13 protein-coding genes are annotated in these 15,371 nt (G+C 35.7%); 11 read left to right on the top strand and 2 right to left on the bottom strand.

Annotation, left to right across the window (positions count from 1 at the left end):
• The first annotated feature begins 3 nt into the window (after window positions 1-3).
• From ACXACN_RS11940 to ACXACN_RS11890, 11 genes are all read left to right on the top strand, one after another.
• Complete coding sequence (locus ACXACN_RS11940; protein ID WP_474964685.1) at window positions 4-1,458, top strand: lipopolysaccharide biosynthesis protein; 1,455 nt, start codon at window positions 4-6, stop codon at window positions 1,456-1,458.
• Window positions 1,445-2,377 carry a sulfotransferase domain-containing protein gene (locus ACXACN_RS11935; RefSeq protein WP_474964683.1) on the top strand — a complete coding sequence of 311 codons (933 nt, stop codon included), beginning with the start codon at window positions 1,445-1,447 and terminating at the stop codon, window positions 2,375-2,377. Before ACXACN_RS11940 ends, ACXACN_RS11935 begins: the two co-directional genes overlap by 14 nt.
• 13 nt (window positions 2,378-2,390) lie before the next feature.
• Window positions 2,391-3,533 (top strand): glycosyltransferase family 4 protein, encoded by a 1,143-nt coding sequence (locus ACXACN_RS11930; RefSeq protein ID WP_474964682.1) that lies wholly within the window; start codon window positions 2,391-2,393, stop codon window positions 3,531-3,533.
• The gene (locus ACXACN_RS11925) at window positions 3,530-4,897 is read left to right on the top strand and encodes a sugar phosphate nucleotidyltransferase (RefSeq protein ID WP_474964681.1); all 1,368 of its coding nucleotides are present in this window, start codon (window positions 3,530-3,532) and stop codon (window positions 4,895-4,897) included. Before ACXACN_RS11930 ends, ACXACN_RS11925 begins: the two co-directional genes overlap by 4 nt.
• A gap of 17 nt (window positions 4,898-4,914) precedes the next feature.
• On the top strand, window positions 4,915-6,066 hold the full coding sequence (gene sat, locus ACXACN_RS11920) for a sulfate adenylyltransferase (RefSeq protein WP_474964679.1): 1,152 nt from the start codon (window positions 4,915-4,917) through the stop codon (window positions 6,064-6,066).
• Window positions 6,067-6,080: 14 nt separating this feature from the next.
• Window positions 6,081-7,856, top strand: a complete 1,776-nt coding sequence (locus tag ACXACN_RS11915; protein WP_474964677.1) for an SLC13 family permease — start codon at window positions 6,081-6,083, stop codon at window positions 7,854-7,856.
• An 11-nt stretch (window positions 7,857-7,867) separates the two neighbouring features.
• A complete protein-coding gene (gene cysC, locus ACXACN_RS11910; protein WP_474964676.1) occupies window positions 7,868-8,464 on the top strand; it encodes an adenylyl-sulfate kinase in 597 nt (198 codons plus the stop codon).
• A gap of 58 nt (window positions 8,465-8,522) precedes the next feature.
• The gene (cysQ, locus tag ACXACN_RS11905; protein ID WP_474964674.1) at window positions 8,523-9,329 is read left to right on the top strand and encodes a 3'(2'),5'-bisphosphate nucleotidase CysQ; all 807 of its coding nucleotides are present in this window, start codon (window positions 8,523-8,525) and stop codon (window positions 9,327-9,329) included.
• Window positions 9,326-10,309, top strand: coding sequence for a UDP-glucose 4-epimerase GalE (galE, locus tag ACXACN_RS11900; RefSeq protein WP_474964673.1), 984 nt, complete (start codon window positions 9,326-9,328; stop codon window positions 10,307-10,309). The genes cysQ and galE overlap by 4 nt, the downstream gene beginning before the upstream one ends.
• A gap of 121 nt (window positions 10,310-10,430) precedes the next feature.
• A complete protein-coding gene (gene galU, locus ACXACN_RS11895) occupies window positions 10,431-11,315 on the top strand; it encodes a UTP--glucose-1-phosphate uridylyltransferase GalU (RefSeq protein ID WP_474964672.1) in 885 nt (294 codons plus the stop codon).
• Between the two features lie 76 nt (window positions 11,316-11,391).
• A complete protein-coding gene (locus ACXACN_RS11890) occupies window positions 11,392-12,345 on the top strand; it encodes an LCP family glycopolymer transferase (RefSeq protein ID WP_474964670.1) in 954 nt (317 codons plus the stop codon).
• A gap of 362 nt (window positions 12,346-12,707) precedes the next feature.
• Here ACXACN_RS11890 and ACXACN_RS11885 read toward each other — a convergent pair whose 3' ends face one another.
• On the bottom strand, window positions 12,708-13,637 hold the full coding sequence (locus ACXACN_RS11885; protein ID WP_474964668.1) for a manganese-dependent inorganic pyrophosphatase: 930 nt from the start codon (window positions 13,635-13,637) through the stop codon (window positions 12,708-12,710).
• 750 nt (window positions 13,638-14,387) lie between these two features.
• A complete protein-coding gene (gene manA, locus ACXACN_RS11880; RefSeq protein ID WP_474964667.1) occupies window positions 14,388-15,344 on the bottom strand; it encodes a mannose-6-phosphate isomerase, class I in 957 nt (318 codons plus the stop codon).
• Between the last annotated feature and the right edge of the window lie 27 nt (window positions 15,345-15,371).

Genomic DNA, 15,371 nt, shown 5'->3' with positions numbered 1-15,371 from the left:
TTTATGAGACTGCTAAAAAATAATAATATATTCAATGGTGCGATTCTTGCGCTTTTAGGAAGAGTTTATTCTCTTGCTTTAAATTACTTAAGTTTAATTGTAGTTGCAAGGTTATTGACCCCCGATGACTTTGGGGCTTATACTTTTGCTATTAGTATAATTACATTTGCGTATATTATAGCTAATTTAGCAGCGGAGAATACAGTAATATACCTCCTTAATAAGGTGGATAATACATATTCGTTTTTGAAGTTTGTAATTAAAAAAGTATCAATAGCGAGTTTGTTTAGCTACATGTTAGTAATATGTATAGGGCTAGTTTATAATTTCAGTACTGGTTGGAGAGAAGTGTTAATAGCTATAATTTATATTGGTATATCAATAATTTTTCATGCATTAATAATTATTTATAGAGTGGTGAACCAATATGAATCAAATTACCTTAAATTTGTGCTACCAGAAAAAGTTATAAGACCCACTTTATTTTTACTAACTTTAATAGCTATGATTACATTTGATGCAGGAAACGGACTTTATTTAATTTCTATGTGTTACACTTTAAGTTTCATTTTAACTTTTATTATTGTCCTGAGCTGGAACAACAAGTATGTTATTCATACTTTGAAAAGTAAAAAAACAAAATATAGTAACTTTTTAAAAATTGCAATGCAAAACACAACTATTAATGTTCTAAACCATTCAACTCCAATAATAATAATGTTGTTGGTAGGTTTCTTTATTACTAGAGCGGAGGTAGGCGTGTTTAGAGCTGCTGAGCAATCAGCTCTTTTAGTTAGCTTTTGTTTATTAGCAATTAATCAAATATTATTACCTAAGTATTCACTTTACGCTACTGAAAAAAATTTTGATGAGCTAAATAAAATTTACCAAAATGCTACAATGATAATTTTACATGTTAGTACACTGATATCGCTTACTATGGTAGTTTTATCAACATTTATATTACAATTATTTGGTGGAGAATATGCAAGTTACTCATGGGTTCTATGTTTTCTTATATGGGGGCAATTAATTAACGCTTCTACGGGGTCTAGTGGCTTTATTATGATTATGACTGGTAATCAAGAGAAATTTATTAAAATATTAATTACTCAACTATTTGTTGTAAGTACAATAATGATTTCTTTCTTTACATGGTTTACACCTTCTTTATTTATTCCTGTAACCGGATATGTATTAGGACAGTTGTTAACAAGTCTATTACCAGTGATTTTTTTGTATAAAAACTATAGACTATCACCATACAAATCATTTAAGGAATTAATAGTAAGCTTTATATTAATAATTTCTTTAACTTTATTAATTCTGAATGATCAGGAAGTATTAAGTGTGATTCTTTTGATTGTTTATATTTGCTATATAGCATTTTTGTATAGAAACGACTTAAGGAGATTAAAACAAAACGAAATTAGAGGGGAAATTTATGAAGAGAAATAATTTGATTATGGTGACCGGCACCCACCGGAGTGGTTCTACTTTTACAGGTAGGATGCTTTCCTTGTCTAAAGAAGTTGGATATGTTCTGGAACCTCTTAATAATGAATATGGGATAGAGGGAGTAGATATACAGTTTCCATACGTCACAAATAATACAAGTAACCAAGAAAAATACAAAAAAATTATTGAAGATATTATGAATTATAAAGCTAAGTTTAAAAAAACACCAACTAAAGAGGGGGAAAACCTTTTAAAGAGTTATGGGCGCAATATTTTTGGAAGTGGTGCTAACTATTACTATAAGAAATCGTTAGTTAATCCGTTTTGTAAACAATTGTTATTAAAGGATCCATTAGGGTGTTTAGCAAGTGAATGGGTACATCAAAAATATAACGCAAAGGTTGTAATTGTTTTTAGGCATCCAGCAAGTTTCGTGGCTAGTGTGAAAAGGTTGGGGTGGAGATTTAATTTTACTGATTTTTTAAAGCAAGAAAATTTAGTTGAAGATAACTTTAGAGAAGAATATAAATATATCACCAAACCCCTTAATGAAGTTGAAGAGGCCGCTTGGGTTTGGTATTGCTTAAACAAAATACTACTTTCATATATAAATAGAAATCCTAATATTATTTGGATTACACATGAGGACATTAGTTTAAACCCCATGGAAAATTTTGAAGACCTTTATCGTAAATTAGATATCCCTTTTACGGATAAAATTAAAAGGAAAATAAATGATTATACAGGATCACATAACCCTACTAATCCAACTAACAACGAACTCCATGTTTTAAAGAGAAATAGTAAAGACAATATTAACAGATGGAAAAATATTTTAAGTAGTGAAGAAATTAATACAGTAAGAAGTATAACTGAGCCCATTGCAAAACAAATATATCCTGAAAGTACTTGGAAATAAAGAAGGTGAAGAAATGAAAGTAGCAATCGTTCATGATTGGTTAGTAACTTACGCTGGGGCTGAAAAAGTCTTAGAAGAAATATTGAAAATTTATCCTGAAGCTGATATTTATAGTTTAATAGATTTCATAGATAAAGATAAAAGAGAATTTATAAACAATAAAAAAGTAAATACCTCTTTTATACAAGATATGCCATTTTCAAAAAAAATGTATAGAAACTACTTACCTCTTATGCCTTTTGCAATAGAACAGTTAGATGTTTCGGAATATGATTTGATTATTTCTAGCTCACACGCAGTTGCTAAAGGAATAATCACTGGACCTAATCAATTACATATCTCTTATGTTCATTCTCCTATTAGGTACGCTTGGGATTTACAGGCTCAATATCTTAAGGAAAGTAAACTTGACAAAGGAATAAAGAGTATATTTACAAGGTGGATATTATATAGAATTAGGAATTGGGACTATCGCACTGCTAATGGAGTAGATTTTTTCGTTTCTAACTCTAATTTTATTCGAGGAAGGATTTGGAAAGTTTATCGACGTAAAGCAGATACGATATATCCGCCTGTTGATGTAGATGGATTCTCCTTACATTCTGAAAAAGACGATTTTTTTCTAACAGCTTCTAGAATGGTACCATATAAGAAAATAGATAAGATTGTAGAAGCATTTAAATATATGCCTGATAAACAGTTAATAGTAATAGGAGACGGCCCAGACTTTAAAAAAATTAAATCTAAAGCAGGGAAAAACGTAAAACTTCTCGGTTATCAGTCTTTTGATATTCTCAAAGATTATATGCAACGAGCTAAAGCCTTTATATTTGCTGCTGAAGAAGACTTTGGAATTACGCCAGTGGAAGCGCAAGCCTGTGGAACTCCTGTAATCGCTTATAGAAAGGGTGGGGCATTAGAAACAGTAAGAAGTTACACTGAGAAGGAGTTTCCAACTGGGGTGTTTTTCAACGAACAATCACCTGAATCTGTAAAAAATGCAGTCCTAGAGTTTGAGAAAATTAGTTATTCCCTAACTGCAAATAATTGTAGGTCACATGCGGAGCTATTTAGTTCTGAAAGGTTTAGAAAAGAATTTAAAGAATATGTAGATAGTAAACTATATCAGAAAAAAGAAGTGGTGGTGAATACATGAAATTAGTTTTACTCTCTGGAGGGTCTGGAAAACGACTATGGCCTTTATCAAACGACTCGAGGTCAAAACAATTTTTGAAAGTGTTAAATAATGAAAGTGAACAAAAAGTATCTATGGTACAACGTGTATGGCAACAGTTAGAGAATAGTGGATTATCTAAGGATTCAATTATTGCAACCAGCAAATCACAGGTTGATATGATAGATAGCCAATTAGGTTCAAAAGTACCTATTGTAACTGAACCTGAAAGAAGAGATACCTTCCCTGCAATTGCTTTAGCTGCAGCATATCTTTATTCAGTACAAAAATGTGATGATAATGAGGTTGTAAGCATATTACCGGTGGACCCGTATGTAGAAGAACGCTTTTTTCAAAATGTAAGAGATTTAGAAGAAGTTTTATTAGAATCTGAAGCAGATATAGCGCTTATGGGGGTTACTCCTAAATTTCCGTCTGAAAAATATGGGTATATTGTGCCGGAAGATGAAAGTTATAATAAATATTTGAAAGTGGATTACTTTAAAGAAAAGCCGGATTCAAGCTCTGCTCAAAAATTGATCGAGATGAGTGCACTTTGGAATTGTGGTGTTTTCGCGTTCAAATTGGGCTATATAATTCAGATGTTAAAAGATAAAGAGCTCCCTACTGACTACGATGAATTAAGTACTATGTATCATTTATTACCTAAAAACAGTTTTGATTATGAGGTAGTAGAAAGAGCAAACCATATAGTAGCTCTACCTTATGATGGTGATTGGAAAGATTTAGGGACTTGGAACACTCTTACTGAAGAAATGGCTACAAACACTCTTGGAAAAGGTATAATTGGGGAGAATGTAAATAGCTCTTATATTATTAATGAATTGGATATTCCTATCACATTACTAGGGATAGAAAATGCTGTGGTTGCAGCAAGTCCTGATGGGATATTAGTAACTGACAAAGAGTCCAGTCCAAAAGTGAAGGAGTACGTAAGTCAATTTAAAGGTCGTCCCATGTATGAAGAACGCCGGTGGGGTTGGTACAAAGTCCTCGATTACACTAAATACCCAGAAGGCAACGAAGTATTAACTAAAAGAATTGGCATAGATGCTGGTAAAAACTTAAGTTATCAAATGCATTACAAGCGTAGTGAAGTATGGACTGTCCTAAAAGGAGAAGGGTTTTTTATCCTCAATGATGAGTATAAGCATGTAAGGGCGGGAGAAGTGTTAGAAATACCTTTAGCAGCTAAACATTCTATCAAAGCTACTACTGATATGGAAATTATTGAAGTTCAATCAGGCAGTGAATTAATTGAGGAAGATATTAATCGCTTTGCAATAAAATGGGAAGACATAATTGGAAGCATACAAATTACTTAATTATATGGAGGTTTATTATGATTGTACAAACTAAAAATGATTCATTAGTAAACAGAGAAATATGTAAGGATAGAAAAGAAACGGCATTGCAAGAAGCTTCAAACCTGAGGAAAATTGTTGTTTCTAAGTGGGCAATTTCTGACTTGGAACTTATAGGTATAGGGGGCTTCAGCCCTCTTGAAGGTTTTATGGGACAAAGTGATTATAACAGAGTAGTAAAAGAACTACGTTTGAATGATGGAACAGTATGGAGTATTCCTATTACTCTACCTGTTGAGGAAGATCAGGCAGAGGAAATTAGCATTGGCGAAGAAGTAACGTTAGTTGGGGAAGACAGAGTAATTTACGGAACTATTAAGGTCGAAGAAAAGTACACATATGATAAAGAGATAGAAGCACAAAATGTATATGGTACTACTAACGAAGACCATCCAGGAGTAAAGAAAGTTTATGAGAAAGGTAACGTCTACCTAGGCGGACCAATAACTTTACTGAACAGACCAGACCACGGAGGCTTTGAAGATCACTACCTTGATCCCTCAGAAACCCGTCAAATGTTCGCTGATCTTGGATGGAAGACGATTGTTGGTTTCCAAACTCGTAATCCTGTCCACCGGGCACATGAACATATACAAAAAACAGCTTTAGAAGCAGTTGATGGACTACTTCTTAATCCATTAGTTGGTGAAACAAAGTCTGATGATATTCCAGCTGATGTACGTATGGAAAGCTATGAAACAATCTTAGAAAATTATTACGTTAAAGATCGTGTCCGTTTAGTAATTTATCCTGCCGCTATGCGTTATGCAGGACCACGGGAAGCAATCCTTCATGCTATAGTACGTAGAAACTATGGATGTACTCACTTTATTGTTGGGCGCGATCATGCTGGGGTAGGTGACTATTATGGAACGTATGATGCTCAGGAACTAATTACTCAATATGAAGATGAGCTAGGCATTAGCATTTTCAAATTTGAACACGCCTTCTACTGTGAAGTATGTGAGAATATGGCATCTGCAAAAACTTGTCCTCATGGCAAAGAACATCACATCCATTTAAGTGGAACGAAAGTTCGTGAACTTCTTCGTAACGGGGAGCGTCCACCAAAAGAATTTTCTCGTCCAGAAGTAGCTGATGTTCTAATTAAAGGTATGAAGCAGAACTAAGGACTGAAACATTCATGACTATAGACATGATTATCGTAATTATTGCGATTATCTTTATGCTGGTCGGGTTATTCTTTGAAATAGCTCGACCGGACTTAATAGTATTCTCTACATTGTTTGCTTTTATCATGATGGGCTTAGTTACCCCTGAACAAGCACTTGTAGGCTTTTCCAATCAAGGGATGCTTACAATTGCTTTGTTATTCATAATTGCAGGGGTGTTTGAACGAAGTGGTTTGGTTGAGAGGTTAATGACCAATTTCCTAGCAAGAGCTCAAACCCACACGGGAGCGTTAACTCGTTTGTTATTACCAATCTCAGGATTTTCTGCATTTTTAAATAATACACCCATTGTCGTAACTTTAACTCCTATCATTCGTAAATGGTCATCAGAGCATAATATATCTCCTTCAAAGTTTCTCATCCCATTATCTTATGCGGCAATATTAGGCGGTACTATAACACTTATGGGAACTTCTACGAATCTAGTTATTCATGGATTATTACTAGACTTTAATTACGATGGGTTTTCGTTTTTTCAACTTGCTATAGTGGGACTCCCTATTACAATCATAGGACTAGTTTATTTGATTTTTTTTGGACCAAGGCTGCTGCCAGATCACAGAAGCTTAATACAAAAGATAAACCAGAATACTAAAGAATATTTAAGTGAAATGATTGTTCTAGATAGTTTTCCATACATAAATCAAACTGTTGAAAAAGCTGCCTTACGCAATTTAAAAGGCTTGTATCTAATAGAAATTATTCGGGGAGAAGAAAGAATATCACCAGTAACTAGAAGTACGGTTATCCAAAAAAGAGATAGATTAATCTTTACTGGTAAAATGACTACAATAGCAGATCTTCAAAAGAGAAAAGGACTTCACCTTGATAATGGCACAGACCTTTCACTTAATGATTTAAAAAATGGGACCTCTAAATTACATGAAGTGGTTGTTTCCCACCAATCAAATTTACTTGGTAGAACTATAAAGAAAAGTAAATTCAGAGAAAGGTATGATGCAGCTGTTATGGCTGTTCATCGAAATGATGAAAGAGTCGATGGGAAAATTGGAGATATTGTGCCAAAAGCTGGAGATTTATTATTAATTATAGCCGGGGAAGAATTTGATAAGAAAAGTAAAGAACAACGAGATTTTTATATAACATCCCCCGTTGAAGAACAATCTTTTTACGAAAATGAATATACGGGTTGGTTCGCATTAATTTTATTAGTCAGCATGGTTTCGCTTGTAACTTTTCAGGCCTTATCCATTTTTAAAGCTATGGTAATTACTGTTGGCATCATGTTAGTGACTAAAATGATTTCACCTCAGCAAGCTAAATCTGCCGTTCAATTTCAAGTGCTATTATTGATAGCTAGTGCTTTAGGGATAGGGAATGTCATTATTCAGACGGGCACTGCAGAGTGGCTGGCTAAGAATTTGATGTCAGTTTTATCCCCCTTCGGTATTTTGGTCTTGTTGGTAACTATCTATATTCTAACGAATTTGTTCACAGAGCTAATCACCAATAATGCTGCAGCTGTAATCATGTTCCCAATTGCTTATGAAGTGGCCATGGATGCCGGTATTGATCCAATGGGTATGGCTATTCTTGTAGCAATTGCCGCTTCCTCTAGCTTTCTATCACCTATAGGATACCAAACAAACTTAATCGTTTACGGACCTGGTGGCTATAGCTTTAAGGATTATATCCGTATAGGTTTACCTTTAACTCTAATTGTTATGATTATTACTATTGCAATTGTATATTATCAATTTATTTAGGAGGAGTTCACTTGCAATCTACAAATATAACTTGGCATAACTCAAAAATAACAAAGGAAGACCATCAAAAACAAAAAAACCATAAAAGTCCTGTCCTATGGTTTACAGGATTATCAGGTTCAGGGAAATCAACCTTATCAGTGGAGGTTGAAAAGGCTCTCTATGAATTGGGGGTTCACACTTATCGTTTAGACGGAGATAATGTCCGCTATGGGTTAAATAAGAACCTAGGTTTTAGTCCAGAGGATCGTACGGAGAATATTCGTCGCATAGGTGAAGTGGCTAAATTAATGAATGATGCAGGTCTTGTTACTTTAACTGCTTTTATTTCTCCTTACCAGGCAGATCGGGACAATGTACGAGAATTGTTTAATGAAGGAGAGTTTATTGAGATTTACACAGCATGTTCTCTTGAAGAAGCTGAAAAGCGGGATCCTAAAGGGTTATATAAAAAAGCTCGCTCAGGTGAAATTAAAGGCTTCACGGGAATTGATGCTCCATACGAAGAACCTAAGCATCCTGAAGTTAAGATCGATACAGACAAGAATACACTGGAGGAATCCGTGAAAATTGTCATTGAGTATTTAAGAGATAAGCAGTATATCTAAATAAAAATCGTCAGCACGATTGCTGACGATTTTTATTAGAATAAAAGGAGCTATAAATATGAATATTCAGGAAGTTGTAATTGAAGCTGCTCTAAAAGCAGGGAAAGAAATTATGAAGATTTATAAAACAGATTTTAATGTTGTATACAAAGAAGATGAATCTCCATTAACTATTGCTGATCAACGTTCTCACGAAATAATCAAGGAATTTCTAAATAAGTATTATCCTGAGATTCCTATTTTAAGTGAAGAAGGGTCAGATATAACATATGAAGAACGTCAAACTTGGAAACAATTTTGGTTAGTAGATCCAATTGATGGTACAAAAGAATTCATAAAGAAAAACGGTGAATTCACAGTAAATATCGCATTAATTCAAAATGGCAATCCTGTTCTAGGAGCGGTATACGCACCAGCCTTAGATGACTTATATATCGCAGAAAAAGGACACGGAGCAATGAAGGTAACATCTGCTTCATCTGTTCATGATATTTCATTTGAAGGTAAATCATTACCTTTAGAACAGCCCAATGTCAATGGAGTGAAAGTTGTAGCAAGCCGATCCCATATGTCTGAAGAAACGGAATCATTCATTAATGAATTAAGAGAAAAATATGAAGATGTTCAGACCATATCTGCTGGCAGTTCTTTGAAACTTTGTTTAATAGCAGAGGGAAAGGCTGATTATTACCCTCGTTTTGCTCCTACAATGGAGTGGGATACTGGCGCAGGGCAAGCTATTGTGGAATTATCAGGAGGTAAAGTAAGAATAGCAAACCAAGAGGAACCTTTAACTTACAATAAAGAAAGTTTGAAAAACCCATGGTTCTTAGCCAGTCGTGCTTTAAAGGAGGAGTCAATGTGAATGTTTTAGTTTGTGGTGGAGCTGGTTATATAGGAAGTCACGCTGTAGCAGATTTGTTAAAAGCAGGTCATAAAGTAGTTGTTTTTGATAATTTTAAAACTGGGCATCGAGGCTCTTTATTTAAAGAGGCAGCTTTCTATGAAGGTGATTTAACACAGCAAGAAGATATTGAAGGTGTCTTCAAACAATACTCAATTGATGCAGTCATGCACTTTGCTGCGAGTTCCCTCGTTGGAGAAAGTGTAGAGGAACCCCTTGAATATTACTATAATAACGTTTATGGAACATTAAATTTACTAAATATCATGTCTACTTTTAAAGTAGATAAGATTATCTTTTCATCTACAGCAGCCACTTATGGAGAACCAGATTCAATACCGATTTCAGAAACGTCCATTACTATTCCGACTAATCCCTATGGAGAAACAAAACTTGCTGTTGAGAAAATGTTGAAATGGGCAGAACAGGCACATGGAATTAAGCATATGGTCCTTCGTTATTTTAATGTAGCAGGAGCTCATCCAGATTATGATATTGGGGAGGATCATAAACCAGAAACCCACCTTGTACCAATTATATTGCAAGTAGCGCTGGGTCAAAGGGATTATATATCAATCTTTGGAGATGACTACCCAACAGCTGATGGCACATGCGTGCGTGATTATATACATGTGGTCGATTTAGTACAAGCTCACATTTTAGCAATGGAATTCCTATCTGAGAAAATGGAGTCAGATACGTATAATCTAGGTAACGGATCTGGGTTTTCAGTTAATGAGATGATTACAGCTGCTCGTAAAGTAACAGGACATGAGATTCCTGCAAAAACAGCTCCAAGAAGGGCAGGGGACCCAGCTCAATTAGTAGCTTCATCTCAAAAAATCAAGAATTCTTTAGGTTGGGAGCCGAAGTATAAAGATATAAGCGATATTATAGAAACAGCTTGGATGTGGCATGAAAGTCATCCAGAAGGTTATTAATTTTAGAGAATAATAATATTGTTAATTTTCATTCGGACCTTCCGAAATATATTAAAGGTTGATATAATATGACTTAAGTCATGGTTAAATCCCATAAAATATGAAGGGTGGAATCCATTACATGGGTAAAATTAAGAAAGCAATCATACCTGCTGCAGGTTTAGGAACGAGATTTCTTCCAGCTACAAAGGCAATGCCAAAAGAAATGTTACCAATTGTTGACAAACCTACAATTCAATACATAGTAGAAGAAGCTATTGCTTCAGGAATTGAAGATATCATTATAGTAACAGGAAAAGGGAAGAGAGCTATAGAGGACCACTTTGATAAAAACTTCGAACTGGAAGATAACCTCGTTAGTAAGGAAAAGTTTGAAATTCTCGATAAGGTGAACGAAACATCAAATGTTGACATCCACTACATTAGACAAAAGGAACCAAAAGGATTGGGACATGCCGTATGGTGTGCTCGAAAATTTATTGGCAATGAGCCTTTTGCAGTCCTTCTTGGTGATGATATTATTCGTTCAGAAGAACCTGGTCTTAAGCAGTTAATTAATCAATACGAGAAAACACGCTCTTCTGTTATCGGTGTCCAACAGGTGGCTGGTGAACAAACTCATCGTTATGGAATTATTGATCCTGAAAATAAAAAAGACCGCTTGTATCAAGTGAAAAACTTTGTGGAAAAGCCACCACAAGGACAAGAACCCTCCAATCTTGCTATTATGGGGCGGTATGTACTAACTCCTGAAATTATGATGTTCTTGGATAAGCAAGAGAAGGGGTCTGGAGGAGAAATACAATTGACGGATGCCATCCAGCATTTAAATGAGATACAACGTGTATTTGCTTACGACTTTAAAGGAGCTCGCTATGATGTAGGGGAGAAGCTTGGCTTCATTCAAACTACAATTGAAATGGCTCTGGAGAACCCTGAGTTGAAAGATGATGTAATGAACATTTTAAAAAATTTAGTCCAAACAAAAGAAAAATTAAAAGCGTAATATATAAAATAGAGAGCAAAGCTGATCGTGAATTAGCTTTGCTCTTCTTAGATTTTAAGACAGGAGTGTTTAAAGAATGAGAAGAGCAGATAAAGATAAGAAAAAAGGTAGGCTTTGGCGGAAGGTCCCACTCTCTGTGTTTCTAATACTCGTTGTAGCTATAGGCATTTATGCGTACACACTGTATGCTGGAGCAAAGAATACTGTAGATAACAAAATGAATCAAGAAGTAAGCTCAATTAATCATGAATTAACTAAAAAGAAAGTTGAAAAGAAAGAACCTCTCAGCATTTTACTATTAGGCGTTGATGAACGGTCAGGAGATCGTGGTCGATCTGATGCCCTTATGGTTCTTTCAGTAGACCCAGAAAATGATCGAAGTCAATTAATAAGTATTCCTCGTGATACTCGGACAGAAATGGTAGGAGACTCCAAGCAGGCGGGGAAATTGGATAAAATAAATCATGCATATGCCTTTGGTGGTACTGAAATGGCCATTCAAACCGTTGAAAGTCTATTAGAAATTCAGTTAGATTATTACATAAGAATGAATATGGAAGGCCTGTCTCAAATGGTGGATGCTGTTGGCGGAATTACAGTTCAAAATGAATTACAGTGGAAAGATAGAGGATATTATAAAAAAGGGTATAAGTATTCTAAAGGGAATATAACGATGAATGGCCCACAAACTATGGGTTTTGTACGGATGAGGTATCAAGATCCTAATGGAGATTTCGGTCGAAATGAACGTCAACGGAAAGTTATACAAGGAATCATTAAGAAGGGAGCGAGTATCAAATCTGTTAATAAAATTGGCGAAGTTATGAATGTCTTAGGGAACAACGTAAAGACAAATATGGATTCAAATATAATGCAGGACTTACTTCTTAACTATCGTAGTGCACGAGAGAATATGACAACGTATCAGATGAAAGGTAAAGGAACAAAAATAGATGGGATTTATTATTTAAGAGTAACCGAACAAGAACTTCAAGAAGTCCATGATATGGTAAAAGAATACAGTTCTTAAACCAACAGAGTTACTTTATAAATCGTGATAAGATATGACAACATCTATCAGCACACTCTCCTGTTTTTTCTACAACATTTTAGGGTATTCAGTGATAATATCAATAATGAAAACGCTTTCTTTGCAGTTTTTTATTTGAATTGAGAGGGGAGTTTTGCTGATGTACTTTAAAGAAAATAGCTTTCTAGTAGGTTTTTTTAACGGTACAATGATATCTATCCCCGTTTGGTGTGTATTACTATTTTTTTATTTTAGTTTGACAAAGTAAGACGATTTAGTTACGTGAAGTTAATACTTGAAAACAATCAAAGAAGGAACATCCATTTGGCTGGATGTTCCTTCTTTGTATTTGTTAATAATTTTTATTTTGCAAAGTATGTGTTCAATGGTGGTACAATTTGTTTCTTTCGTGAAACTACATTCTTTAATAAGGCTTGATTGCCATCCAAAGTAACATCAAAAGCTTCTCCTACTCCAGTAGAATCTTCTCCTACAGCTATTACTAATGAGTCACTTTCAAGGATGTCTGTAACGACCAGCAAAAATAAGTCGAGGCCATTTTCTGATACAGTCTTTTCCATGGAATCTTCAAGCTCACTTTTTCTCGATAATACATCATTCGTATCTACAGTATTTACCTGTGCAATTTCAACTTTCTTATCGCCCATATTAAAGACTTTGGCATCAAGAGATATTAGGTCACTGGCAGTCTTATCACTAATATCTGCTCCTGCTTTTAGCATTTGCAGACCATACTCCTTAGGATCAACGCCAGCGATGGATGCAAGCTCTTCAGCGGCTTCCCGATCTTCTTCTGTGCAAGTTGGGGATTTGAAAAGCAGGGAGTCAGAAATGATGGCAGAAAGCATCAAGCCGGCCATAGGCTTAGAAACTTTTTTACCTTTTTCTTTAAACAACTTGTTTAGAATGGTTGCCGTACATCCGACCGGTTCAGCACGGTAGTAAAGTGGACCTTTTGTTTCGAAATTTGCGATACGGTGGTGATCTATTACTTCAAGCACTTGTACTTTCTCAATATCGTCAGCACTTTGCTGGAACTCATTGTGGTCGACAAGAATGACTTGTTCCACCTCATCAGAAACACGCTCGACTAGACGGGGTGCTTCTACGTTAAACTGCTTGAGAGCATGCTGCGTTTCGCCATTTACTTCACCAAGACGAACTGGCTCTACATCTTCTTCAAGTTCTTTTTTTAGATCTGCGTACACAATCGCTGAGCATATTGTATCCGTATCAGGGTTTTTATGACCAAATATTAATGTTTTAGACAAGAAAATCTTCCTTTCTATTGTTCGTTATGTATAAATGTACTATATAAGTATAAAGTAGTATGGAATTTGAGTCTATGACATCACTGAAATTTTTAAACTCCACTTTTGTGTTATTATTCTCACAAAAACAATGAGTTACTAAATCCTTGATTAATGCATATATTTTTTTGTTTAACTGTTACGATTCTTGGCAAACAATAGGGGGATGCTATCTTGAAAGGATGGAAAACGTATGAATGATGGAGAGGGGAAATTTATTATAGGTTGTTTGAATGGATTGTTATTTTCAATTCCAATTTGGCTTGTGATTTACATCTTATTTAAGTTTGTATTCAAATGGTAGATACCATAAGTTCTTGAATAATACCGTTTAGGTGGAGGAGTGATTTATTTAGTCATATTAGGTACTTTCCAATGCCTTCTATTTGAGGAGCGCCAGTGTATGACTCTAGGTACATATAATAGATGATTGACTGTTTAGGACCTAAGACAAATAAAATTAAGAGTAATTTTTTTGATTCTTATAAGATAGTCAATTATAGAAGGGCAAGTGAAAACTTGACCACTTATCAAATTACAGAGACTGGAAAAAACGACAGAATTTATTACTTGCAGGTGAGCAGCAGATCAATGAGGTTCACGATTTGATACAAAAATATAGCTCAAAAATAAGGAACCGGCAGGGGAATAGCCGGTTCTTTATTTTTGGAAAGATTCCAATGGGAACTTTTGGTCTTCCGTAAAATACAGTTATTTATTTGAGTGAGAAGCGATCAATGTTGCTTTTCCATTCAAGTCGTAGTTTGCAACGGTTGCTGGGAGGAGGAAGTGATCGCCTTTACGGAACAAATAACCTTTCCCATCCACAATTACTTCCCCACTCCCTTCAAGTACACTGACGAGCTTATAAGAGTGGTCGGAAAGCCCGTTCACTTCACCATCCAGCTCCCAGCGCTCGACGGTGAAGTAATTCTCTTTCACCAACTGTTCGCGCACCAGTCCGTTTTCAATGGATTTTTCTTGATTGAGAGCAGGGTTTTCGTGCGGCACGGTTGTAACTTCTTTGGATTTTTTCAAATGAAGTTCGCGTTTCTCCCCGTCCTGACCGACACGATCATAGTCATACACACGATACGTAATATCAGAACTCTGCTGGGTCTCAAGAATTTGGATGCCGGCACCGATGGCATGGATCGTTCCGCTCGGTACATAGAAGAAGTCACCCGGCTTCACTTTCACTGTCCGGAGCAGGTCGTCCCATTCCCCAGCATCAATCATCTGCTCAAGCTCTCTCCGCGTCGACGCATGATGACCGAAAATGATTTCCGCTCCTTCTTCACAGTCGATCACATACCAACATTCCGTTTTTCCGTAATTTTCACCTTCAATTTCACGGGCATACGTATCATCAGGGTGCACCTGCACAGACAGGTCTTTTTTTGCATCAAGAATCTTCACGAGCAATGGAAATTCATCGCCATCTTCGCCTCCAAACAATTCGCGGTTCGTTGCCCATGCTTCTGCGAGCGTTTTTCCTTTCAATGGGCCGTTCTTAATGAATGACGGACCATTGGCGTGTCCGGAAATTCCCCAGCATTCGCCTGTATAATCCGAAGAGAGCTCGTAACCGAACAATTCATTCAGTTTCGTTCCACCCCATAGTCGCTCTTTGAATTCGGGTGCTAAAAATATCGGTTCGTTATACATTATCTATCCCTCTTTCCCTTTTTCCGC

This window comes from Halobacillus sp. AWM4_238 (assembly GCF_056158265.1).
This window is presented reverse-complemented; position numbering and strand designations above follow the sequence as displayed.

Excerpts from the sequence above, each read along its gene's own strand:
- ACXACN_RS11940 (WP_474964685.1), top strand. The coding sequence starts at position 4 with ATGAGACTGCTAAAAAATAATAATATATTCAATGGTGCGATTCTTGCG.
- ACXACN_RS11935 (WP_474964683.1), top strand. The coding sequence starts at position 1,445 with ATGAAGAGAAATAATTTGATTATGGTGACCGGCACCCACCGGAGTGGT.
- ACXACN_RS11930 (WP_474964682.1), top strand. The coding sequence starts at position 2,391 with ATGAAAGTAGCAATCGTTCATGATTGGTTAGTAACTTACGCTGGGGCT.
- ACXACN_RS11925 (WP_474964681.1), top strand. The coding sequence starts at position 3,530 with ATGAAATTAGTTTTACTCTCTGGAGGGTCTGGAAAACGACTATGGCCT.
- sat (WP_474964679.1), top strand. The coding sequence starts at position 4,915 with ATGATTGTACAAACTAAAAATGATTCATTAGTAAACAGAGAAATATGT.
- ACXACN_RS11915 (WP_474964677.1), top strand. The coding sequence starts at position 6,081 with ATGACTATAGACATGATTATCGTAATTATTGCGATTATCTTTATGCTG.
- cysQ (WP_474964674.1), top strand. The coding sequence starts at position 8,523 with ATGAATATTCAGGAAGTTGTAATTGAAGCTGCTCTAAAAGCAGGGAAA.
- galU (WP_474964672.1), top strand. The coding sequence starts at position 10,431 with ATGGGTAAAATTAAGAAAGCAATCATACCTGCTGCAGGTTTAGGAACG.
- ACXACN_RS11890 (WP_474964670.1), top strand. The coding sequence starts at position 11,392 with ATGAGAAGAGCAGATAAAGATAAGAAAAAAGGTAGGCTTTGGCGGAAG.
- manA (WP_474964667.1), bottom strand. The coding sequence starts at position 15,344 with ATGTATAACGAACCGATATTTTTAGCACCCGAATTCAAAGAGCGACTA.